The 21,746-nt window shown below is 60.6% G+C and carries 20 protein-coding genes; 13 read left to right on the forward strand and 7 right to left on the reverse strand.

Annotated elements, in window-relative coordinates; all coding sequences use genetic code 11:
• The first annotated feature begins 329 nt into the window (after nucleotides 1-329).
• The 6 genes from SJQ66_RS20750 (at nucleotide 330) to SJQ66_RS20775 (ending at nucleotide 7,377) form a co-directional block, all read left to right on the forward strand.
• Entirely contained in the window at nucleotides 330-1,505 is a 1,176-nt protein-coding gene (locus SJQ66_RS20750) for an ABC transporter substrate-binding protein (RefSeq protein ID WP_081764789.1), read from the forward strand.
• Nucleotides 1,506-1,511: 6 nt separating this feature from the next.
• Nucleotides 1,512-2,549 carry a branched-chain amino acid ABC transporter permease gene (locus tag SJQ66_RS20755; protein WP_036007952.1) on the forward strand — a complete coding sequence of 346 codons (1,038 nt, stop codon included), beginning with the start codon at nucleotides 1,512-1,514 and terminating at the stop codon, nucleotides 2,547-2,549.
• An 11-nt stretch (nucleotides 2,550-2,560) separates the two neighbouring features.
• Nucleotides 2,561-4,510 (forward strand): branched-chain amino acid ABC transporter ATP-binding protein/permease, encoded by a 1,950-nt coding sequence (locus SJQ66_RS20760; RefSeq protein ID WP_081764794.1) that lies wholly within the window; start codon nucleotides 2,561-2,563, stop codon nucleotides 4,508-4,510.
• Nucleotides 4,511-4,572: 62 nt separating this feature from the next.
• A complete protein-coding gene (locus tag SJQ66_RS20765) occupies nucleotides 4,573-5,364 on the forward strand; it encodes an ABC transporter ATP-binding protein (RefSeq protein WP_390173988.1) in 792 nt (263 codons plus the stop codon).
• Nucleotides 5,361-6,500, forward strand: a complete 1,140-nt coding sequence (locus tag SJQ66_RS20770; RefSeq protein ID WP_024902258.1) for a ketopantoate reductase family protein — start codon at nucleotides 5,361-5,363, stop codon at nucleotides 6,498-6,500. The genes SJQ66_RS20765 and SJQ66_RS20770 overlap by 4 nt, the downstream gene beginning before the upstream one ends.
• Before the next feature lie 97 nt (nucleotides 6,501-6,597).
• Nucleotides 6,598-7,377, forward strand: coding sequence for a class II aldolase/adducin family protein (locus tag SJQ66_RS20775; protein WP_024902259.1), 780 nt, complete (start codon nucleotides 6,598-6,600; stop codon nucleotides 7,375-7,377).
• A gap of 52 nt (nucleotides 7,378-7,429) precedes the next feature.
• Here the strand turns inward: SJQ66_RS20775 and SJQ66_RS20780 are convergent, their stop codons facing one another.
• Nucleotides 7,430-8,914, reverse strand: a complete 1,485-nt coding sequence (locus tag SJQ66_RS20780; RefSeq protein ID WP_024902260.1) for a PAS domain S-box protein — start codon at nucleotides 8,912-8,914, stop codon at nucleotides 7,430-7,432.
• A 405-nt stretch (nucleotides 8,915-9,319) separates the two neighbouring features.
• Between SJQ66_RS20780 and SJQ66_RS20785 the strand changes: the two genes are divergently transcribed.
• The 4 genes from SJQ66_RS20785 (at nucleotide 9,320) to SJQ66_RS20800 (ending at nucleotide 12,488) form a co-directional block, all read left to right on the forward strand.
• The gene (locus SJQ66_RS20785) at nucleotides 9,320-10,462 is read left to right on the forward strand and encodes an acyl-CoA dehydrogenase family protein (RefSeq protein WP_036008006.1); all 1,143 of its coding nucleotides are present in this window, start codon (nucleotides 9,320-9,322) and stop codon (nucleotides 10,460-10,462) included.
• A 27-nt stretch (nucleotides 10,463-10,489) separates the two neighbouring features.
• Nucleotides 10,490-10,855, forward strand: a complete 366-nt coding sequence (locus SJQ66_RS20790; RefSeq protein ID WP_024902262.1) for a hypothetical protein — start codon at nucleotides 10,490-10,492, stop codon at nucleotides 10,853-10,855.
• 9 nt (nucleotides 10,856-10,864) lie between these two features.
• Nucleotides 10,865-11,620, forward strand: a complete 756-nt coding sequence (locus SJQ66_RS20795; RefSeq protein ID WP_046152866.1) for an SDR family NAD(P)-dependent oxidoreductase — start codon at nucleotides 10,865-10,867, stop codon at nucleotides 11,618-11,620.
• Between the two features lie 352 nt (nucleotides 11,621-11,972).
• Nucleotides 11,973-12,488, forward strand: a complete 516-nt coding sequence (locus SJQ66_RS20800; RefSeq protein WP_024902264.1) for a flavin reductase — start codon at nucleotides 11,973-11,975, stop codon at nucleotides 12,486-12,488.
• A 92-nt stretch (nucleotides 12,489-12,580) separates the two neighbouring features.
• Here the strand turns inward: SJQ66_RS20800 and SJQ66_RS20805 are convergent, their stop codons facing one another.
• From SJQ66_RS20805 to SJQ66_RS20825, 5 genes are read right to left on the reverse strand one after another with little or no spacing between them, the layout of a single operon-like run.
• Nucleotides 12,581-13,717: an amidase gene (locus SJQ66_RS20805; RefSeq protein WP_024902265.1), complete on the reverse strand. Its 1,137-nt coding sequence runs from the start codon at nucleotides 13,715-13,717 to the stop codon at nucleotides 12,581-12,583.
• A gap of 55 nt (nucleotides 13,718-13,772) precedes the next feature.
• Entirely contained in the window at nucleotides 13,773-14,168 is a 396-nt protein-coding gene (locus SJQ66_RS20810; protein WP_024902266.1) for a tautomerase family protein, read from the reverse strand.
• Nucleotides 14,169-14,175: 7 nt separating this feature from the next.
• Nucleotides 14,176-14,691 carry an aromatic-ring-hydroxylating dioxygenase subunit beta gene (locus SJQ66_RS20815; RefSeq protein WP_024902267.1) on the reverse strand — a complete coding sequence of 172 codons (516 nt, stop codon included), beginning with the start codon at nucleotides 14,689-14,691 and terminating at the stop codon, nucleotides 14,176-14,178.
• Nucleotides 14,691-16,034 (reverse strand): aromatic ring-hydroxylating oxygenase subunit alpha, encoded by a 1,344-nt coding sequence (locus tag SJQ66_RS20820; protein ID WP_024902268.1) that lies wholly within the window; start codon nucleotides 16,032-16,034, stop codon nucleotides 14,691-14,693. The genes SJQ66_RS20815 and SJQ66_RS20820 overlap by 1 nt, the downstream gene beginning before the upstream one ends.
• A 52-nt stretch (nucleotides 16,035-16,086) precedes the next feature.
• Entirely contained in the window at nucleotides 16,087-17,115 is a 1,029-nt protein-coding gene (locus SJQ66_RS20825; RefSeq protein ID WP_081764790.1) for a PDR/VanB family oxidoreductase, read from the reverse strand.
• A 222-nt stretch (nucleotides 17,116-17,337) separates the two neighbouring features.
• Between SJQ66_RS20825 and SJQ66_RS20830 the strand changes: the two genes are divergently transcribed.
• Nucleotides 17,338-18,327: a LysR family transcriptional regulator gene (locus SJQ66_RS20830; protein ID WP_320535243.1), complete on the forward strand. Its 990-nt coding sequence runs from the start codon at nucleotides 17,338-17,340 to the stop codon at nucleotides 18,325-18,327.
• A 273-nt stretch (nucleotides 18,328-18,600) separates the two neighbouring features.
• Nucleotides 18,601-19,377, forward strand: coding sequence for a class II aldolase/adducin family protein (locus SJQ66_RS20835; RefSeq protein WP_024902271.1), 777 nt, complete (start codon nucleotides 18,601-18,603; stop codon nucleotides 19,375-19,377).
• Between the two features lie 68 nt (nucleotides 19,378-19,445).
• On the opposite strand, the gene SJQ66_RS20840 is transcribed toward SJQ66_RS20835, so the two are convergent.
• A complete protein-coding gene (locus tag SJQ66_RS20840) occupies nucleotides 19,446-20,387 on the reverse strand; it encodes a LysR family transcriptional regulator (protein ID WP_024902272.1) in 942 nt (313 codons plus the stop codon).
• A gap of 168 nt (nucleotides 20,388-20,555) precedes the next feature.
• On the opposite strand from SJQ66_RS20840, the gene SJQ66_RS20845 reads away from it, so the two are divergent.
• A complete protein-coding gene (locus tag SJQ66_RS20845; RefSeq protein ID WP_046152900.1) occupies nucleotides 20,556-21,734 on the forward strand; it encodes an acyl-CoA dehydrogenase family protein in 1,179 nt (392 codons plus the stop codon).
• Nucleotides 21,735-21,746 lie beyond the last annotated feature (12 nt).

Consider the following 21,746-nt stretch of genomic DNA (forward strand, 5'->3'; position numbering starts at 1 on the left):
TGCGCCATGTGCCGAGCGGTTGTCATGCATGGTGGCGTACGCGTGGAGGAAAGAAGGCACCCGACGAGCGGGCACTGCGCTATGGCGTAGCGGCTGTTTCCAGGAAACCGCTGCGTATACGAAGGAACGATATCACGCGGCGCGCGTGAAAAAAAAGTTCCGGCCCGTATTTCAAAGTGTTGAACGCTCGCGGTGTCGATTTGTGTGTTGCCGTGCGCCTGGAACTAAAGGTTTCTTTAGGCGAGAGCAGGATTTTAAGAATTACTACCAAAAAAAAGCCCCTCTAGACTCCCTGCATGCCGCCTATTCTTGAAAGGATCGTTCTCGCCATGGTTCGCACGCTCGCCGCCGCAAAGTTGACTTCGTTGGCATCGCTCGTCTCGCTGGCTGCCGTGCTCGGAAGCATGGCGCTTCCCGCGGTGGCGCAGGTAAAGGTAGGCGTGATCACGTCATCCACCGGTCCAACGGCACTGGTCGGCATACCGCAGCGCAATACCGTGGCGTTGTTGCCGGCAAAGATCGGTGAGCTGACGGTCAGCTATATCTCGCTGGATGATGGCAGTGATCCGACTGCGTCGGTGACCGATTTCAAGAAACTGTTATCCGAGGACAAGGTGGACGCGATCATCGGCCCGACCGGATCGCCGAATGCGATGGGCGTGATCCAGTTCGCCGCCGAATCGGGCACGCCGATGTTCGCTCCGGTGGGGACGGCCGCCGTGGTGCTGCCGATGACGCCGCAGAAGAAATGGGTCTACAAAACCACGCAAAACGACGACCTGGTGGCAAAAGCACTGGTGGATCACATGGCGGCGACACAGGTCAGGACCGTCGGTTTCATCGGATTGAATGATCCGTTTGGCGAGAACTGGTACAAGGTTTTCTCAAGCCTGGCGCAAGCGCATGGCATCAAGGTGGTGGATAACGAGCGCTATCAACGTGCCGACAACTCCGTCACGGGTCAAGCGCTGAAGTTGGTTGCCGCAAAGCCGGACGCGATCCTGATCGCCGCACCGGGCGGCGCGAGCGTACTGCCGGAAACCACGCTTGTCGATCTGGGCTACAAAGGCAAGTTCTATCAGACACACGGTGCCGCGCTCGACGCCTTCCTGAAACTGGGCGGCCGCAAGGTCGAAAGCACGATCCTCGCGGCCAGCCCGATGCTTGTCCTCGATGAAATTCCCGATAGCAATCCGTCGAAAGCCGTCGCGCAGCGTTACATCGATGACTACAAAAAGCGCTATGGCCAGACCCCGGCGACGTTCGGCGCGAACGTCTATGACGCGGGCCTGTTGTTGCAGCGTGTCGTGCCGATCGCGGTAAAGGCCGGGGCGCCTGGAACGCCTGCGTTTCGCAAGGCGCTGCGTGATGCGCTGGAGAACGTTCGTGATCTGGTGGGCACACAGGGTGTGTACAACATGACAGCGGATGACCACAGCGGTTTCGACCGCCGTGGCGTCGTGATGATCACCGTCAAGAATGGCAAGTGGACGTTGCTGAAGTAAAGGCTCATGAACGCACAAATCCTGATGATCCTCGGGCAGGACGGGCTGACAAACGGTGCGATCTATGCGTTGTTGGCCGTGTCGATCCTGTTGGTGTTCAGCGTGACGCGGGTGCTGTTCATCCCGCAAGGCGAATTCGTCGTATACGGCGGATTGTCGATGGCGGCAATGCAGAACGGCAGGCCGTTGCATGTGGTCTGGCTGCTCGTCGTGTTGTCCGTATTGTCCGTGGCGGCGGATGTCATCGCACGTCGTCGGCATCGGGGGGTGTGGGCGCTGCGTCCAGCGGAAGCAGGGCAACTGGCGTATCCCGTCATCCTCGCCGGCATGCTCGCGGTGTTGCCGCTGGCGGCCTTGCCGACCTGGGTCCAGGCGATGCTCGCGCTGGCCGTCATCACACCCATGGCGCCGCCGATGTATCGGCTCTTCTATCAACCGGTGGCCGATGCGTCCGTGTTGACGTTGATGATCGTGTCGATCGCACTGCATCTCGTGCTGGTCGGCCTTGCCTTGCTACTGTTCGGTCCCGACGGTTCGCGGACCTCGACCTTCGTCGATCTGCCGTTGTCGTTGGATGGTATCAACCTCGACAGCCAGGCATTGCTGGTCATGGTATTGGCCGGCTTGCTGATGGTGGCCATTCACCAACTGTTCGAGCACACCTTGTACGGCAAGGCGCTGCGTGCGGTGGCGTTCAATCGCATCGGCGCCCGATTGATGGGCATTTCGCCGGTCTTCGCGGGAAAAGCCGCATTTTTTCTCGCGGCGGTGATCGGTGTGGTGTCCGGCGTGGTGATCGCTCCGTTGACAACGCTGTACTTCGACTCCGGCTTTCTTATCAGCCTGAAGGGTTTCGTCGGATCGATCATCGGTGGTCTGGTCAGTTATCCGGTTGCGGCGGCCGGCGCGGTGGTGGTCGGATTGATCGAGGCATTCGCCTCGTTCTGGGCGAGCCCGTATAAAGAGATCATCGTGTTCACGCTGATCATCCCGGTATTGCTGTGGCGTTCGCGCAAACACGCGCCGCTCGAGGAGGAACATTGATGGCGCGCGTCATGCCCTCTACGACGCCGGTCGCATCGCGAAAGAATGCACGCTTGCGGAGTGGCTGTATCGTACTTGTGGCCGTGGCGCTGCTTGCCGCCCCGCAATGGTTGCCGGCGTTCTACGTCACCTTGCTCAACTACATCGCCTTGTATGCGCTCGTGACCGTCGGCGTCATCTTGTTGACGGGCGTTGCCGGTTTGACCAGCTACGGGCAGGCGGCTTTCGTCGGCATTGGCGCCTACACGACCGCGGTATTCACGACGCAGGCCGACGCGATGCCGGCCTGGCTCGCGTGGGTCGGCGTGTCTCCCTGGCTGACGTTATGCGCCGGCTGGATCCTGACGATCGTCGTGGCGTGGATAGTCGGTCGAGCAACCTTGCGCCTGTCGGGGCACTTTTTGCCGCTGGGCACGATTGCGTGGGGATTGAGCCTGTATTTCTGTTTTGGTGCCTTGCCGATGCTGGGTGGTAATAGCGGTATCGCCAACATCCCGCCGATTCATATCGGTGCGATGAGCCTGACGGACGGCCGCCATATCTACTACCTTATCTGGCTATTTCTTGGCGTCGGCATGTGGGCCGTGCGTAATCTGTTGCAGTCGCGAGAGGGCAGGGCGATTCGGGCGCTGAAGGGAGGCGTGGTGATGGCAGAAGCCATGGGCGTGGACACCCAGCGCGCGAAGATGACGGCGTTCCTGATTGCGGCAATGCTTGCCAGTGCGTCCGGCTGGCTATATGCGCATATGCAGCAGTTCGTCAATCCGGTGCCGTTCAGTATTCACGCGAGTATCGACTATGTCTTCATGGCCGTGGTCGGCGGCACGGGACAAGTCTGGGGCGCCTTGCTGGGCGCTGGCGTCATTACGTTGCTGAAGGATGTGTTGCAGGATGTCATGCCGCGTCTGCTCGGACAGAACCAAAACGTCGAGACGATCGTTTTCGGCCTCGGCATGATATGGATCCTTCATCACGCGCGTGATGGCGCGTTGGAGGCGAGCGGCCGCTTGCACCGTTGGATACTGGCGCGCGTCCGCCAACGTATCGACGTTGCTGCCAGTCGTGCAGGCGCGCAGGGGCACGATGCCATCAAGGCACGGGAAGCCGCGGAGACGGCACGCGCCGACGCCCTGAACCGCATGCGTCACGCTGCCTTCGCCGAGGCGTTGCCCATGCCACGCAAGCCGTTGCCGCAACGAGGTGAAACGGTATTGGTGGCCGCCGAGGTAACGCGCCGCTTCGGTGGACTGGTTGCAAACGATGCGATGAGTCTGAGTGTTCATGCCGGTGAAATTCTGGCATTGATCGGACCGAACGGCGCCGGCAAGAGCACGATGTTCAATCAGCTTTCCGGTGTTGATACGCCAACCAGTGGTGAGGTGTTGTTCCGTGGCGAACAGGTGGCGGGCCGGGGCGCGCGACATATTGCGCGACGTGGCATGAGTCGGACGTTCCAGCATGTGCGCTTGCTGCCGAAGATGACAGTGCTTGAAAACGTGGCGTTGGGCGCGCATCGACGCGGCGAAGCGGGTATCGCGCGTGCCGTGCTACGCCTAGATCGGGAAGAGGAGAGACGGTTGTTTGCGGAAGCGGCGCAGCAACTGACGCGCGTGGGATTAGGTCCCTACCTGTTCGAGGAAGCCGGTACGCTTGCGTTGGGGCAGCAGCGCCTGCTGGAGATAGCACGGGCGTTGGCTTCGGATCCTTGTTTGTTGCTGTTGGATGAGCCGGCCGCCGGTTTGCGCTATCACGAGAAACAGGAACTGGCGACGTTGTTGACCAGCTTGCGAGCTGAGGGATTGGCGATTCTGCTCGTCGAGCACGACATGGCATTCGTCATGAACCTGGTGGATCGAGTGATCGTCATGGAGTTCGGCAAGAAAATCGCGGAGGGCATGCCGGCTGCGATCCAGGATGACCCTGTCGTACAGCGTGCCTATCTCGGGGAGGGTGAAGCGTGAACGCACCCATGCGACAAGCGCAAGTGGACAGGATGGCGGCATCCAACCGCGATGACGCGGCGATGTTGCAGGCGGACGGCCTGAGCGTCAGCTATGGCAAGGTCCGCGCGGTGGAAGACGTCTCGTTGACGGTCGGGCGCGGGCGGATCGTGACGGTCATCGGACCGAACGGCGCGGGCAAGACGACGTTGCTATCGGCGCTGATGGGCCTATTGCCTTCCCAGGGTGGCATCCGGTTCGCGGGGCAGCGGTATGCGCATCCCGACGTGCAGGAGATGGTCAGCGCCGGGATGAATCTGGTGCCGGAAAAGCGCGAACTGTTCTTGGAAATGTCGGTCGAGGACAATCTCGTGCTGGGTGCGTTTCATCGACGTCGGCATCGCGATCACCTTCAGGACTTGGAAGCGGTCTATGGGCTCTTCCCGCGCTTGCGTGAGCGGCGTAAGCAACTGACGGGCACGCTGTCCGGTGGCGAGCGCCAGATGGTCGCCATCGGCCGTGCGCTGATGGGGCGGCCCGCGCTGCTGATGCTTGATGAGCCAAGCCTGGGACTGGCGCCGCTCATCGTCAAGGAGATCTTCCGTATCGTGCAAACGTTGCGTGAGCGTGGTGTATCCATTCTCCTGGTGGAGCAGAACGCGCGCGCCGCGCTGCGGATTGCTGATTATGCGTACGTACTCGAGATGGGGCGCGTGACGGTGGCCGGCCCGGCCGCGGATGTCGCCGCGGACCCGCGCGTGACGGCGATCTATCTCGGAAAAGCCGGCGGAGAGGGGCAGACGTGCCATCCGCAACCCGGTGCCGTCGTTGCGCCGGGGCAGACGGCGCGGGTCGAGCAAGTGGGTCGCATATGACACGGGATACGCCTCTCGATAACGCGAAGCGGGCGCGTCGCGCATTACGTATCACGGTAGTGGGCGCCGGCGCCATCGGTGGCACCTTGGCCGTACGTCTTGCTTGTGCGGGACACATGGTCAGCGTGTTGACACGCGGTGCGACGCTCAAGGCGCTTCATGAAGGACCCGCTTCTCTGAGCGATCTCGATGGCATGCACCAGGCCCGTCTCGCCGCCTACGACAGCGCGCCGCATGTCGAAGACGGTGCCGCCGTGATGCGGGAAGCGAGCGCCGCGGCGATCGGTCCGCAAGACTTGGTGATCACGGCGGTGAAGGCGCACGCGTTGCCCGGGGTGGCATCGATGGTGCCGCCGCTATTAGGAAAGGGTACGCGGGTCATGCCCCTCGTCAACGGTGTGCCGTGGTGGTATTTCCAGGGAATGGGCACGCACGGCGCTGACGCCGCCACGGTACACACCACCAAGCCGCACGCGATGATCGCGCGTCCGATTGCCGCGTTGGACCCCGAAGGTCTGCTGGCACGGTGTATTGCGCCAGAGCGCATTGTCGGCGCCGTTGTTTATATGACCGGCCATACGCCCTCGGCGGGCGTTTATGTCGCGAATAATCCGCATCGGCTGATTATCGGTGGCATCGGAGAGACGGATGACGTTGGCCATGATGGCGATGCCAGTACCGAGATGTCCTTGTTCTGCATCGCGGCGGGGTTCAATGACGCCGGGATCGTCACGCATCGCAGTGCGAATATCCGCGCAGACATATGGGCCAAGCTCGCGGGTAACTTGACGTCGAATCCGCTATCGGTGCTGACAGGCGCAACCTTGGAACAGATCTATGGCGAGCCTGATCTGTTGCTGACGGTGCGGCCTATGTTGCAGGAAATCCGAGCGCTCAGTAAGGCGCTTTCGGTTTCCCTACCGTTCGAAGACGATGCGTTCCTGGCGCGTTGCCGGGGCATGGGGGCGGTAAAAACCTCGATGTTGCAAGACGCGGAACGTGGCAGACCATTGGAGATGGGCGCGATTGGTGACGCGGTGCTTGAGCTGGCCACGCGTGCCGATGTCGCGATGCCAGTGACAACCTCGGTACTTGGCCTCGTGCGCCGCCACGTGTCCAGCGCGCCGCGCCCCTGACCGTATTCGGCCGGGACATGCAGGGGCGTTTGCTATTGCTTCCGCGCGAATGCCGCCAGCCGCTTCACAAGATGCAACCAGTAAAGGCGAGACTTTCATGAACGACATTGCCCCCCCCTTGGCCGCGGAATCCGCTCCGCGCCCGGCGCATATCGATGCAAACGAATGGGCGTTACGAGAGCAATTGACGCACTTTTATCACCTCGTCGATTACCTCGGTTGGACGGAACTGATCTTCAACCACATCTCCGTTCGGGTGCCGGGCACGGACGGTCATTATCTGGTCAATCCATTTGGACTCAACTACAGCGAGGTCACGCCAGGAAACCTGCTGAAGGTCGACCTGGACGGCAAGCTGGTCGAGCCATCAGACTATCCGGCCAATCCGGCGGGGTTCGCATTGCATAGCGCTATTCATGGTGCGCGCGAAGATGTGCATTGTATTGTGCATACGCACACCACGCCGGTGTCCGCAATCGCGTTGAAGCAAGGTGGTTTTCGTCACGACGATTTTTACGGCGCGCAGTTGTTCGGTCGTGTTGCGTACCATGCATTCGAAGGCATCACGCTGTTTGCAGAAGAAAAAGAGCGGATGCTGGCGAGCCTGGGGCCCAGGCATGTGCTGGTACTACGCAATCATGGTGTTGCAGTGTGTGAGAAAGACATTCCTGGCACGTTCATGTTGCTTTGGACCGTACAGCGTGCCGCCGAGATTCAGTGCCAGGCGGGCGCGCTGCCGGGCCCGGATGTGGCCCTGGATGATCTGGTCAAGACGCGATGCGCCGACCTCGCGGCGCAGTTGATTCAGAACGACCGCTTCGCCATCCTATTGTTCGATGCCACGGTGCGAAAGATGAAGGCCGGACGCACACGCTGATGTAACGCATTTCATGTCGCGGTTGCGTCTCATGCGTCCGTGCGGACCGATATCACGCGCCATGTTTCAGCGGTAAAGAAAAGCCGAACGTCGTACCATTCGGGGCGTGCGGCTCCGCCCATACGTCACCGTCGTGCCGGGCAATGATGTTCTTGCACACGGACAGGCCCAGGCCGTTGCCGGACGGTTTTGTCGTGAAAAAGCCGTCGAAGATCCGGCTCTGCACATTCGGCCCCAGCCCGGTACCGAGGTCCGAGACGGTCAGTTGAGCCCGATCGCCCACGCGCGTGGTCTGGAGTGTCACCACCCGCTGCTTTTGTTTCAGTTCACGCATCACTTCCATCGCATTGAACGCGAAATTCAGGATAACCTGACCGACCAATACTTTCTCGCACCGTACCAGCAGGGGGTGTTCATCGAGACGTGTTTCAATACGGACGCCTTCCTCGCGCGCGCGCAGGCGCAGGAAGTAGTAGACATCATTGACAACAGCGTTCAGGTCGATGTCTTCCACCACCTGTTCGAGCTTGACGACGTAGTCCCGCACGCTTTTGATGATGCTTGTGGCGCGCTCCATTTGCTTCATGGCATTCTGCATGCCCCAGATCACGTCCGGGGCAGGGGTCGTGCCGGCTTGCAAGCGCAGCATGCCACCTTCAATGAAATTACGCGCCGATGCCAGTGGTTGACTTAATTCATGGGACAACGTCATCGCCATTTCTCCCATGGCGTTATAACGTGCCATGTATTCGAGAGCGCGTTCGTTCAGCCTTGCTGCCTCCTGTTCGGCAACCTGGCTTGTGACATCCCGAAAGTGCAGCAGGATACCGCTCCATTCTTCATCGAGCGCCACATAACGACAGGTGGCGTCATGCCAGCGTACACTGCCGTCGCGAACCACGGCACGATAGCGGAAGGTCGGCGGTGTCTTGCCTTCCGCGGCTTGCGCCAGGCGTCTCGTCAAAAGCAGCGAATCGTCGGCCGCGCCGAGTGAAAAAAAGTTCGTCGGTTCGGGGTCGTCGTCCCGTAGACCGAGCAACGGTCGCGCGGATTCGCTGAGATAGCGGATCGTGCCGTCGGCATCCACCACGGCAATGCCTTCCGTGAGGTCCTGCATGAATTCCTTCAGTCGCGTTTCCAGTCGTCGCAAGTCCTGCTTGATGCGCTCTTCGGCTGCAATGTCCCTGAACTGCACCATCACGACATCGCGGTCGTGCAGCGTTACGCGGGTCGCGACTGCTTCCGAGAAGATTTCCGTGCCGTCTTTCGCGCGATAGGGCCATTGCACGATGCATTCCCCTTTTTGCACCGCATCCTCGAGCCACTGGCGGCCTACCTCGCGCCGATATTTCTCTTCGTTACGCGTCATATCTGGTGCTTTCAGCGGCAACAGTTCTTCCACGGTGAAGCCCAGCGCCGTGCAGGCGGCGGCGTTCGCCCAGAGGATGTCCTTGCTCTGGGCGTCGTGCAGCAGAATGCACGTTTTCAGGGACTGCAGCATCGCCAGGCGATCGCTGTCTTGCAGGGCGAATGTCATCGTTTTCCGAGGGGTGCGAGACGGCACGGGCAGGTCTCGCGCACGCGTGGCTTAACCTGATTTATCTCCAAATCATAGCGCGAAATGACGTGATTTTTGTTGGGGCCGAGGGATGTTCGAGCGTGATTCCGGGTTGCGTGCGATGTTCCATTCACGAGTATTAGGGAAATCTTTAGTTGGACCGCTCGCTTTCTTTAACGCACGCTGCACAGTCCCAATTGCCGCGCATTTATGGTATTTCTACACTCGACGTCATCACCTTGCGTCGTTGTCATCACGTCGCGACACGATATTGCCGTTTTTTCGATACGAGGTTTTAGAATGACATCCGATACGACGCGCCATGCGGCCACCCTGTCTGACGTGAGGAGTGTTTGTGATGCCGTCGATTTGTCGATTCCCGTGATGACGCAGGGTCTGGGGGCGGGCCCGACCGATACGCCGTTATCGCTCGATAGCGTATGCGAGCACATCGTTGCACGCCGCGACGAATTCACGCGACTGTCACATGTGCCGCGTGACGTGATCGATTTATTCAAGCGCGCGCATCTCTATCGTGCCGCCACGCCAAGGCGTTTTGGCGGTACGCCGATGCCGCCGGCGCAGTTTCTTCGGATGATTCAACGCATTGCCGAGGCCGATGGTTCGGCGGGCTGGGTGGCAAGCTTCGGATCGGCAAATGTCTATCTTGCGGCGCTGCCTTTGGAAACGCAGGCGATCCTGTATGCATCGGGGCCGGATCAGGCGTTTGCCGGAGGGTTGTTTCCCGTGCAACCGGCGACCGTGACGCCCGGTGGCTATCGCGTCAACGGCCGCTGGCGCTTCGCAAGCGGTTGCAAGGGCGCCGACTGGCTTGGCGTCGGGATTGGCGGTGCCCCGGGCACAAAGCCACGAATGGCCATCCTGCCGCCATCGCACGTCGAGATCGTCGAGAACTGGGATGTCGTGGGCATGCAGGGGACCGGTAGCCATGACTTATGCGTGCGCGACAGGTTCGTGCCCGAGGAATGGACGTTCGTGCGTGGCGGGCAGACCCAGGTGGATGAACCGCTTTACCGTTATCCGACGATCGCGTATGCCGCGCAGGTGCTGGCGGTGGTGAATCTTGGCCTGGCCCGGGCAGCGCTGGATACGGTGAATCAGATGTCGGGTGCCCGCAAGACCAACACCGGCGCGCCGCAACTTGCCGACCGCGCCTATTTCAAGATCGGCGTAAGCAAGGCGGAGGCGCGCTTGCGTAGTGTTCAGGCCTTTTTCTACGAGACCACGGAAGCGGTGTGGGACGATATCGCGCGAGGGAATCACCCCACGCCCGACCAGGTCAGCCAATTGCGCTTGACCGCGGCGGAGGCCGCGTTTGCGGGCGCTGATGTGGTACAGAGCGCGTATCGGCTGGGCGGCATTGCGGCAATCTATTCATCGCATCGCCTCCAGCAATTGATGCGTGATGCAATGGTGGTGACCCAGCATGCGTTTCTTGGCGAAGGGATTTACGAAGGCGCTGGTGCGGTCTATGTGGGCGCTACCCCGTTCCCGGGTTATATCTAAACACGTTTCTCAAAGGATCGACCTGTCATGAGTGAAACCGTAACGCCGCTGCGCGTCCTTTTCTGCTGCAGCGTGACACAGAATTTTTTCGATTTGCCGCGCGATCAGATCAGCACGGTCTGGCGGGCGTATGGCCAGATGTTGAAGTCGGTCGAGCAGATGGAAGGGGTATCCGTACTCGGTATCATGGATGATGACCGTCTGGTCGTAGGGAACGGCGATGCGAATAACTGGACGTTCTACATCATGGCCGACGTCAAGGATTTCGAGACCGTGACGGCGGTGTGCAATTTGTACCGCACGACACACGTTGGTGAGCATAACCTCTGGCGGTACGGCAAGATCGAGGCGCGCGTCGGCCGCGCGCTGACCGTCCCGGCGGATGCGCAATAGGAGGCGCGGATGAGGCACACGGAAGCGTCACGCGTCGTTCTGGTCACTGGTGGTGCACGCGGTCTTGGCGAAGTCATTGCGCGTGCCTTTCATCGCGCCGGCTATCGCGTCGCCATCGGCGACATCGCGGTGGACGAGGCAATCAAGGTAGCCGCCGAATTGAGTGCGGACGGGAGCACTGCGTTTGCGCTACCGCTGGACGTCACGTCGAAGGCCGCATTTGAATCGGCGCGCGATGCGATGCTGTCGCGCTGGAACCGGATCGACGTGTTGGTCAACAACGCCAGTACGACACAAGTCGTTCCGGTGATGGAAATCACTGCCGAGCAATTTGATCTGGTAATGAATGTGAACCTGCGTAGCGTGTTGTTTGGCTGCCAGGTGTTCGGCACCTATTTCGGAGTGAACAAGGTTGGCCGGATCGTCAACATAGCCTCGCTCGCCGGACAAAACGGCGGGTCCGCGACCGGCGCCCATTATGCCGCGGCGAAGGGTGGGGTGTTGACCTTGACGAAGGTGTTCGCGCGTGACCTGGGACCGTTGGGCGTGACGGTTAACGCGGTCTCCCCCGGCCCGCTGGATCTGCCGATCGTGCACCAGAGTGTACCGCCGGAACGACTGCGGCAGGTCATTGCGAACATCCCCGCCGGCCGTTTGGGAGCGCCGGAATATATCGCGGAGGCGGTGATCATGCTCGCCGCGGAAAACGCGTATTTCGCGACAGGCGCGTGCTGGGATATAAACGGCGGTTTGTACATGCGATGACGGGCGACGACCGCAATCGCGTTTTATGTGGCTTTCCCGCTGCGCCTCCCGCCCGCGGGCCGTGCGCCAGCGGCAGTCGGCATCGGAGGCCCGTGACGGATGAGGCATGCGGGCCTGCCTTCATCGGCAACCCGCATGAAGGCGGTGTGACGCGCCCCGTTGCGGGTACGGACATCATCAGCGAAATGTCATTGGCATGAAGTGGTGAAGGCAGCGGCGCGACATTGGCTCGCAAGAGAATGAGCCGGGTGACTTTACGTCATGAATGTCGCTTGTTTGACCTTCTGCATAACGAACCGTATTGTGATGGTGGGTTGCCGGTGCGGCGACGTCGAGAATATCGGGAGGAATCATGGTCGATACGGAAGCCATCCGGCTGCAATTCCGGGACGCGATGGCGTCATTGCCGGCCGGTGTCAATGTGATCACCAGCGATGGCGAAGCAGGACTATGCGGCATCACCGCGAGTGCGGTCTGCTCCGTGACCGATACGCCACCCACCTTGCTGCTGTGCATCAACCAGCAGGCGCGGGCACATGATGTACTTGCGAAGAACGGCCGCCTCGCAGTCAATATGCTGTCAGGGACATGCCAGGGTACGGCAATGGTGTTCGCCGGCGCGCAAGGTGGATCGATCGAGGAGCGTTTTGCAACGTGTGACTGGCGGATGGGTGACACCGGCGTACCGGTATTGTCCAGCGCCGTGGCAGCGCTGGAAGGCGTGATCGAAGAATGCAAGCAGGTGGGTACCCACTCGGTGTTTTTCGTGCGAATCGAACGCATCACATTGCAACCGGACCGCGATGGGCTCGTCTATTTCGCGCGGGCATTTCATTCGCTGGCGCGCGTGGCGGCGCACACCCCATGATGTGCATGGCGGGCGTCGCCACGATGCAAAAAGAGACAGGGTGCGACATGCACGCTGTCTCTCTCTCTATCAACCGTGTGGGAATGTGCCGTTCACGGCGTTTTCAATGCTGACTCGAATACGCGAGCGACCGCGCAGACCATCTCGTCGGCGCCATGTCGACCGATGATCTGTAATCCTCCCTTGATGGTCAGACCGGGCAATGGCACCGGCAGACTCAGCGCGGGATGGCCGCTGAGATTGAAGGGGCGAATCAGTGCTGAGACATTGATTACCGATACACCGGCCAACGCCTGCGCCACCGTGATCGGCAGTTCCGGCATGGTCGGCATGACGAGTACGTCTGCCTGATCTAGGATCGCATCCACGGCCTGGGTAAAGCGACTACGGACTGCTTCGGCGCGGGCAATGGCGTCTTCCGTGGTTTTTTTGGCGTTATCGAGACGCGCTTCCAGATCGGCTTGCAGCAGACCACGGTTCGTCAAGTGACCAAAGGCCTGCGCCGTTTCCGTGTTGATGATCGTCAGGCCCGCATCGAATGCGTCCGGCATATCCGGCAGCATGACCGACAGCGTGTCCAGCCCGGTCGCGGCGATCGCGTTCGCCACGCCTTGGGCGATTGTCGGGTTACAAGGCGGTTGCAAGACGGCGAGGCGATATCGACCGTCGGCGCGCTGTGTGCTCTCCATGTCGAAATCGTCGGTCAGCGCTTGCATCACACGCTCGATGATGTCCATGTCGCGTGCGAACGGACCGACGCAGTCGAGTGTCGTATAGTCCGGCGCCACGCCCACGCGACTGACGCGTCCAAACGTGGGTTTCAGGCCGATGACGCCGCAGCAGGCGGCCGGACCACGTATGGACCCACCGGTATCGGTGCCGAGCGATGCATTGGCCAGCCCCGCGCCCACGGCAGCGGCGCTGCCGCTCGATGAACCGCCCGGTACGCGCGCAGGGTCCTGCGGATTCGTGGCTGTTCCGGTGAAGGCATTGATGCCAGTCATGCCAAAGGCGAGTTCGTGCATGTTCGCCTTCCCGGTGATCGTCCAGCCACGGTCGAGCAGCCGGGTGACAACGTCGGCGTGTCGCGTGGCGGGCGCGACCTCGGCCAATGCGCGGCTGCCGGCCACGGTGCGCATGCCCGCGATGTCGATCGTGTCCTTGACGACGATCGACAGGCCGTTCGGTGCCGCCGGCGCCAGCGTGAAGGTGGAAACAAGTTCATTCATGTCATCGCTCCGCGAAAGGGCGCACGGGCGCCCGGGATGCAGTACGTCCTATGCGTCATCGACCCAGCGACCGCGCGGTCTGGCCCGCCAATCCGAAATCGGTATTCGGGATGTCCTTGATGAAGATGCGGCTCGGCTCACGGGTGGCGCCGAGCACGGTGACGCAGGCGCGATCGATCTGCGCGATCAAGGCGGCCTTTTGCGCCGCCGTACGACCGGCGATCAATAAGGCGAAGACAATGGGCGATGGCGCTTCGGCGCGCGACGCGGCGGCGGGGACCGCGTTGCCTGCCGCACCGTGATCGATTGCCGCATAATCTTCAATCATGATGCGCACGGATTCGATTGGTACCGTCAGCGCTTCTACGGTGGCGTGGCTCAGGGCCGCGATCAGCGCGGCTTTCTGCGAGGCGTCATGACCCTGCGCAAGGTGAATCTGCAATGTCGGCATCGTTGGTTCAGAGCAGGAAACCGATGGCGTTCAGTGCTTCTTCCGAGTCGACCAGGCGAATCACCTTGTCGACGATTCTCGCGTCACCGGGTGCCACACCCAGGGCGATGCGATGTGTCAGGTCGGCCGCGAACATCGTCGTCACACCGCGCTTGCAGGCCGCGACAATCTGCGCCGAGCGCACTTCGATAATGTTGTCGGCGTCGGGCTCGCCGCCCTTCGTGAAGCGGGACACCGAACGTACGGTACGCGCCGCGTCGCTTGCCGAAGAGGAGAAGCCACACGTCATTCGCTCCACGCGCAGGCCGCGCATGACGTGGTCGTCGTAGACGTAGTTCAACGTGCTGGCGAAGTCCGTGGTCTGCTGGTCGATCGGCACCGTGTAATGGCCGGTTTCGGTCCACAGCGTAAGCCAGGCATGGTAGTCCTTCTTGTCCAGCAGTTCGGCTTCGCGCCAGATCAATTCAATCGCACTGGCAAAAGCGGCGGAGGTCGCGGTTATCGTCATGTCATTGTTGTTCATTACGCTTTCTCCGTGCCGCCCGAACGCGCTGCCGCCGCGGCTTCACCATCTTCCATCATCTTGCGCCACATCTTGTACGCCTCTCTCATGCCCGTCTCGTCGGTGGAGTGCGCGGTGGTTTCGCCATTGTCCGACCGGGCTTCGCGATTCAGGCCGCGATTAACGAGAATCGGCACGTCGGGGCCGGCATGGGCACCGCGCTGCACCCGTTCCCACGCTTCGGCGTCGTCCGGGCTGCCGAAGCCGAACGGGCCTTGAAAGTGTTCGTGAATGCGCAGGCGCTCCTGGTTTGCCTCGTCCGGTCCGCCATCCATGCCCAGCGCGACGTGACGAATTTCCGTTTCCTCGGCCGAGAGGGGACGGAGCACACGAAAGAACGCCATCGATAACGCCAGATTCGGGAACAGGTTCAGGTTGAATCCCACGCCGAGCAGTGACCGCACGATGCGTCGTACTGCTTCCGGCGAATGCCTGCCGGACAGCTTCTCGATCAGCGGCGTGAAGCGTTCCGGCAGCGGCGCGCCATCGTCCTTGTCAAGGTCCACCAGGTTCGGCATCAATACGGCCAGGCTATGACCATTACCGAGGCCACGGCAGAATGCCCCGTCGTCGGTCATGAAGCTGGTGACGATCTTCTCGGTTTCCGCATCGATCGACTTCAACCATGACTTATGTACCACGGGGAAGTGATAAAGGTCCGTCGTGTTCTCCAATTGGATTTTCCAATTGCCCTTGAACTTGAACTTGTGCTCGCCGTTTGCCTTCACCGGATAGCCCGCGCCTTGTTTCATGAACAGGTCGATCCACGGTTTTGCGCCGCCGAGGAAATCTTCCAGCGGTTCGATGTCTTCGTTGAAGCTTGCAAAGATCAGTCCGGCATACATGCCCACCCGCAAGCTGACCAGTGGCAGTTCGCTTTTCTCTATCACTCCTTCATAGCCATCGCCGTATGGCAGTGCGCGCAGGGCACCATCGAGGCCATAGCTCCAACTGTGGTAGGGGCAGGTAAAACCTTTTGCGTTGCCTTTGTGTTGTTCGCAGACCGTGGCCGCACGGTGGCGGCAACGATTCTGCAAGACGCGCACTTGACCAGTCTTGTCACGTACGACAATCACGGGTTGACGGCCGATGGTCGTCGTCCGGAAATCCCCGACGTTCGGGATTTCGCTTTCATGCGCTACCCAGATCCAGGTCTTGTAGAAGATGTGCTCGAGCTCAGCTTCGAACAGCGCCGGATCGTGATACATCGACGGGGCGATCCGGTCGGTGCCGGCGCGAGCGTGCATGGCACCGCGATCCTTCAGCGCCGTGCAATCAATGATGTGAAGGGACGAATCGCTCATTATTCAACTCTCGGAAAAAAGGCCCCGCAGTGGGGGGCTACGGGGGCAAACCTTAAATGTCCAACGTGATCACGGCGCTCTTCGCCCGTGATACACAACAACAAATCGTCTTGTTCGCCGCGCGTTCCGCTTTACTCAGGCAGTGATCGCGATGATCCGGTTCGCCATCGACGACGTCGACGATGCAGGTGCCGCAAATGCCTTCCCCACAGGACGTGTCGATTTCGATGCCGATGCCGGCCAGGGCATCGACGATCGTTGTCCCGGCGCTTACCGTCACCCGTTGTCCGCTATTTGCCAGAACGACGTCGAAAGCGCCGGGTGCGGGGGTATCCGCGACCATTGGTGCGGGCTCGGCGCTGAAGCGTTCGAGATGCAGGTTATCCGCCGGGTGCGTGCGTTCGCCCACCACCATGACGTGATCCATGAATGCACCAGGGCCGCAGGTGTAGGCGTGTGCATCCGAACCACATCTCTGGAAAATCTTCGCCAATTCGTCGTCGAGTGCCTCGGGCGCCACGCCTGCATGCATCACGACGTGCCTGGCGAACGGTTCGGACGTCAGCAGCGGTACAAACGCCGCTTGCGCCGTGGAGCGCACGAAGTAATGCAGCGTAAAGGTGGAATCGGGCAGTGCCAACAAGTGATACGCCATGCTGAGCAATGGCGTGATGCCGATGCCGGCCGCGATCAACACATGCTCGCGTGCGCCATCGCTGAGCCGGAACAGGTTGCGCGGAACGCTGACGTCGATTTTGCTGCCAACGGTGAGTCGTTCATGAATGGCACGCGAGCCGCCGCGAGAATGCGCCTCCCGCTTGACCGCGAAGCACAGCGTTTGCCGATTGGCAGGCTGGCCGCAGAGCGAATATTGGCGTACTGGTGCGTCCGGCAGGATGACGTCGACATGCGCGCCGGCTTCATAGGCATCGAACGGCGTCCCGTCTACCCGGCTGATGTGGAACACCCGGATGTCGTCGGTTTCGTCGATCACCTGATCAACGCGTACCGCGATGCGTGCAGGCACGTTCGCCGTCGCGGACGGGGAACGAAGAACGGGGGACAGGCTGGGGGACGTCATGGTGTGCTTCCTTCGCTGTATCGCGAAACGGCTTGAGGACCTAGGTTAGGAAGGTTTGACAAATCCGTCAAATCTATAAAAAATGGATAGGTAAATAAATTCAATTTATTTGATGCCCCCAATACGCCGTCCCATAAACCCAATACGCCGTCCCATAAATAGACGAGACATGCCGGACTGTCGGACCCCGGCCTATGTTGCACCCACCCACCGGATGCCGCCATGAATGCTATTGACCACGTCGATTTGAACCTGCTGCGCGTCTTCCAGGCGATCATCGAGGAGGGCAGCTTGACGCGGGCGGGCCAGCGCCTGGGGCTGTCGCAGCCCGCCGTCAGTTATTCCCTTGGCCGTCTCAGAACGTTGTTCGACGATCCGTTATTTATCCGGACGCGTTCGAGCATGCAGCCCACCCCGACCGCGCTGGAGGTGTCGGCAATCGTGTCGCGGGCCCTGGAGACGGTGCGCGAGGCATTCCGCTATGCCGAGCGCTTTGATCCGGTGACGAGCAGCCGGACGTTTCGGCTTTCGCTATCCGATGCCGGTGAATTGGGATATCTGCCACGCGTATGTGAGGTGCTGCAGGAACGGGCGCCGCGTGTATCGATCCAGGTGGTGCCCACGCCCATCGCGTTGATCGGCGAGCGCTTGCGCAGCAGCCGGCTGGATTGTGCGATTGGTCACCTGCCGGAATTGCTGATGCAGACCGAGAGTGCGGTATTGTTCGAGGAAGACTACGTTTGCATGTGTCGCGCAAAACGGACGGGCGGCAGTACGGTCACAAAAGGGCGCATCGCCGCGACGGCATTGGCGACGTCGCATTCGGACGGTAAGTCGACGGGCAGCATCGGCATCATGCCACTCGCGGACTATCTGCGCGCATCGCATGTGCGCGTCAACTCGCTGGAACATAGCCATATGGGTATCGATGATGCCTTGCGTGCCCGTCGGGTGACGCGCAATGTGGCGTTGGATCTCTCCCATTTTGCGTCGCTGCCTGCGGTGCTCGCGGTCACGGATCATCTCGCCACCATTCCGAGGCGGCTGGCGCAAATTTTCCAGCGCAGTGGCGCATTTGATATCTTCGATTTGCCCGTGCCGTTGCCGGCGGTGCAGGTGACCCTGCATTGGCACGCCCATTTCGCCGCCGACGACGGTAACACGTGGTTCCGGGAGTTAATCACCGAAGTGGTCGGGCCGGCAATCGTGTGACAGTACAGGATGCCGCATACACTGGAAGCCCGTATATACGGGTTGCCGCACCGGTATGAGCCGGAGGGCGATCGCACCGCGCAACGGGCAGATACGCCGGCCGCGATAGTGCAAGCCGGCTGGAACGCACGGCAAATATCAAGGCTACTTATAGGGCGTGGGATATTTGATCGATTTGTTCTTCGCGGCTGATGGTCCTACGCTGCATGGCAATGGCGTATCATCACGCCCGCATTAACTGAATTCAGAATGTATTTATAGGAGTGACCCCCGATGCAACGCGATCAAAACACCGCCATCTCCCCGCCGATCAATTGCAGCGCCGAGGAGTGGGAGGCAAGGTTGCGGCTTGCCGCCACGTATCGGGTGTTTTTCATGATCGGTTGGCACGAGCTGATTTTCAACCACATCACGCTGCGGGTACCGGGTGAGCGAGATCAGTTGTTGATCAATCCGTTCGGCCTGGCCTATGATGAAATCACCGCGTCAAACCTGGTCAAGATCGATCTGAAGGGGAATATCCTCAGCGACAGTGCGTATCCGGTCAATCCTGCTGGCCTGACGATCCACAGTGCTGTGCACGAAGCCGTGCCCGACGCGCATTGCGTGATGCACATTCATACGACGGAGAGCGTGGCCGTGGCGTGCATGGAGGAGGGGCTGGTCGATCACAACATCTATTCGTCGCAGTTGCACGACAAGATTGCGTATCACACGTTCGAAGGCACGACGGTACATGACGGCGAGAAGTCGCGGATGATCGCCTCGATGGGAAACAAGAACCTGATGATCCTGCGCAACCATGGGCTGTTGTCGCATGGTGTGACGTTGGGTCACGCATTCGTGCTGATCTGGACGCTGAATCGCGCCTGTGAAATTCAGGTTGCGACGCATTCGATGCGTGGCAACATCATCCCGGTGCATCACGACATCAGTGCGCAATCGACGAAGGATGCGCTTCAGTACGATCCGCGTTTCCGTGGCGGTGACCAAGTGCTCGACGCGCTAATACGTCGTCTGGATCGCATCGATACGAGCTATCGACAGTAACTGCCGATATTGTGGGGGCCGTTCTTGGCCTCATGTCGTTGGACGCGCGCTCTTGTCGCGCGACAGGTTCACGCGGCCGCCGGCGTGAGCAACGTCGTGATCTGGTCGTACAGCCACGTGATCCCGGTGTCGCGTTCGAAGCGTTCGTGGCGATACAGTTGGACGTCGATACTCGGTAGGGTAAAAGGGAGGGTAAGCAGTCGAAACTCGCCGCCATGATTGAAGCGCTCAGCGATGCTACGGGGGAAGATCACGGCCAGATCGGTATTGCGGATCACTTCCGGCGCCACCGTGAAATGTGGCAGCCGCACGACGAAGTTGCGGTCAAGGCCGTGCTCGCTGAGCATCCGTTCGGCTAGGTAGTGTCCCGTGGTGTTACTGCTGGCATAGAGATAATGCAAGCGGTTCAAGACATCGACGCTGGGCGTGTCTTCTCGCACGGGATGATCGCGGCGCACCAGGCAGACGGAATCGTCGTTGAACAATACCCTTCGTCGGCATTCCTCATGCAGTCCGGGCAAATATCCGAGGGCGATATCGATCTCACCCGCGCGCATGGCCATTCCGAGCGCCTCCACCGACAACTGGGTAACATCAAGACGCACGCCAGGTGCCTCTTTTTCCAGAAGCGCGAGCAGTGCTGGCAGTAGGTAGTAAGCGGACATGTCCGACATCGACAGTCGGAATGTTCGCTGGACCCGTTGTGGATCGAAGTCACCGTGCTCCTGGAGGGCGCGATCGATTAATGAGAAGGCAGCCTCTACCGGATCGTGCAGGCGCTTGGCCGCCGTGGTGGGCACCATCGCATGCGCGGCACCGGAGGGTGCGCGAACGAACAAGGGATCATCGAACAGCGTGCGGAGGCGACGCAAGGCGTGACTGACCGCGGATTGCGTCAAACCGAGCCGTTCGCCAGCAAGCGTCAAATTACCCGTATCCCAAATTGTCAGAAATACCCGCAGCAGATTCAAATCCGGTATCTCGTGAAATGAGGGATGATTCATTTTCATGGTTTTCATTATTGGTGTGAATTTGACGCATGCGCCGCCAAATTCTATCGTTATTCCGTAGTAACCGCCACGGTGCCGGAACCCGATCTCGATGCGATTTCTCCGCCGTGTTTTGACCTTACTTTGAGCGAGCAGACGACGATGACCGCACGTGACGGATATCAAGCGATGGCGCAGGGCGATGGTGCGCATCCGGGCGATGTGATTGCAACGTTGGGCGCATTGCCGCTGACGGATCTGTTGGAGATGGTTCGCGCGCGCCGGGACGAATTCGACGAGCGAGGCCATGTGACGCGCGATATGGTTCTGCAGATGAAGCGCGCAGGTATCTATCGCGCCAGCACGCCGCAACGGTTCGGCGGCGATGCCAGGGCACCGGCGGAGTTCCTCCGTATTCTGGAGAAGATCGCGATCGTCGACGGATCGACGGCGTGGGTCGCCGCGTTCGGTTCCGCCAACGTCTATCTGGCGGCGTTGCCGTTGGACACGCAGGAAGCGATCTATCGCACCGGACCGGACCAGGTCTTCGCCGGCGGCTTATATCCGTTGCAACCGGCGGAGCGTGTCGAGGGTGGCTGGCAAGTCAGTGGGCAATGGCACTTCGCCAGTGGCTGCAAGGGCGCGGACTGGCACGGTGTGGGCATTGGCGGGACCGCGGCGAGCGGGGGCGGCGCGGCGGCCGGGAAGCCGTTGACCGCGGTGTTTCGCGCGGGGACGCTGGAGATCGTCGATAACTGGGATGTGTTTGGCATGGAAGGCACCGGCAGCCATGATCTGAAAGCAACGGGTCAGTTCGTTGCCGACCCCTGGACGTTCACACGCGGGACCTCCGCGCTGATCGATGAGCCGCTGTATCGCTATCCGGCGGTGTCGTATCAGGCGCAAGTGCATGCGGCCTGCAACGTGGGGATTGCTCGCGCGGCGCTCGACAAGATCATCGAGATGTCCGGTGGCACGAAGACGACCACGGGTGCGCCGCGTCTGGCGGATCGCGCCTATTATCGCAGCGCGCTGGCCAAGGCTGAAGCACAATGGCATGGCGCGCGCGCGTTCTTCTACGATGCTGCCGAATCCGCATGGGAAACGATTCTGGCAGGCGATCCAGTATCGCAGGAACAGGCCAATCTGCTGCGATTAAGCGCGGTCCACGCAGCGCGTACCTGCGCCGATATCGTGCAGGAAGCGCATCGCCTGGGTGGCATCGCCGCGATTTATCGCAAGCATCCGCTGCAAAAAATGGTACGCGACGCGATGGTGGTGACGCAACACGCCTTCCTCAACGAAGCGGTGTATGACGGTGCCGGGTCACTGTTCGTTGGCATCCCGCCAAACATGCCTTATCCGTAAGCATGGCATCGC

Source organism: Robbsia andropogonis (assembly GCF_034047095.1).
Lineage (GTDB): Bacteria > Pseudomonadota > Gammaproteobacteria > Burkholderiales > Burkholderiaceae > Robbsia > Robbsia andropogonis.

Excerpts from the sequence above, each read along its gene's own strand:
- SJQ66_RS20785 (WP_036008006.1), top strand. The coding sequence starts at position 9,320 with ATGACGCAGGGTCTGGGGGCGGGCCCGACCGATACGCCGTTATCGCTC.
- SJQ66_RS20755 (WP_036007952.1), top strand. The coding sequence starts at position 1,512 with ATGAACGCACAAATCCTGATGATCCTCGGGCAGGACGGGCTGACAAAC.
- SJQ66_RS20810 (WP_024902266.1), bottom strand. The coding sequence starts at position 14,168 with ATGCCGACATTGCAGATTCACCTTGCGCAGGGTCATGACGCCTCGCAG.
- SJQ66_RS20845 (WP_046152900.1), top strand. The coding sequence starts at position 20,556 with ATGGCGCAGGGCGATGGTGCGCATCCGGGCGATGTGATTGCAACGTTG.
- SJQ66_RS20770 (WP_024902258.1), top strand. The coding sequence starts at position 5,361 with ATGACACGGGATACGCCTCTCGATAACGCGAAGCGGGCGCGTCGCGCA.
- SJQ66_RS20815 (WP_024902267.1), bottom strand. The coding sequence starts at position 14,691 with ATGAACAACAATGACATGACGATAACCGCGACCTCCGCCGCTTTTGCC.
- SJQ66_RS20800 (WP_024902264.1), top strand. The coding sequence starts at position 11,973 with ATGGTCGATACGGAAGCCATCCGGCTGCAATTCCGGGACGCGATGGCG.
- SJQ66_RS20780 (WP_024902260.1), bottom strand. The coding sequence starts at position 8,914 with ATGACATTCGCCCTGCAAGACAGCGATCGCCTGGCGATGCTGCAGTCC.
- SJQ66_RS20835 (WP_024902271.1), top strand. The coding sequence starts at position 18,601 with ATGCAACGCGATCAAAACACCGCCATCTCCCCGCCGATCAATTGCAGC.
- SJQ66_RS20760 (WP_081764794.1), top strand. The coding sequence starts at position 2,561 with ATGCCCTCTACGACGCCGGTCGCATCGCGAAAGAATGCACGCTTGCGG.
- SJQ66_RS20840 (WP_024902272.1), bottom strand. The coding sequence starts at position 20,387 with ATGAAAATGAATCATCCCTCATTTCACGAGATACCGGATTTGAATCTG.
- SJQ66_RS20750 (WP_081764789.1), top strand. The coding sequence starts at position 330 with ATGGTTCGCACGCTCGCCGCCGCAAAGTTGACTTCGTTGGCATCGCTC.
- SJQ66_RS20820 (WP_024902268.1), bottom strand. The coding sequence starts at position 16,034 with ATGAGCGATTCGTCCCTTCACATCATTGATTGCACGGCGCTGAAGGAT.
- SJQ66_RS20825 (WP_081764790.1), bottom strand. The coding sequence starts at position 17,115 with ATGACGTCCCCCAGCCTGTCCCCCGTTCTTCGTTCCCCGTCCGCGACG.
- SJQ66_RS20830 (WP_320535243.1), top strand. The coding sequence starts at position 17,338 with ATGAATGCTATTGACCACGTCGATTTGAACCTGCTGCGCGTCTTCCAG.
- SJQ66_RS20795 (WP_046152866.1), top strand. The coding sequence starts at position 10,865 with ATGAGGCACACGGAAGCGTCACGCGTCGTTCTGGTCACTGGTGGTGCA.
- SJQ66_RS20765 (WP_390173988.1), top strand. The coding sequence starts at position 4,573 with ATGTTGCAGGCGGACGGCCTGAGCGTCAGCTATGGCAAGGTCCGCGCG.
- SJQ66_RS20790 (WP_024902262.1), top strand. The coding sequence starts at position 10,490 with ATGAGTGAAACCGTAACGCCGCTGCGCGTCCTTTTCTGCTGCAGCGTG.
- SJQ66_RS20775 (WP_024902259.1), top strand. The coding sequence starts at position 6,598 with ATGAACGACATTGCCCCCCCCTTGGCCGCGGAATCCGCTCCGCGCCCG.
- SJQ66_RS20805 (WP_024902265.1), bottom strand. The coding sequence starts at position 13,717 with ATGAATGAACTTGTTTCCACCTTCACGCTGGCGCCGGCGGCACCGAAC.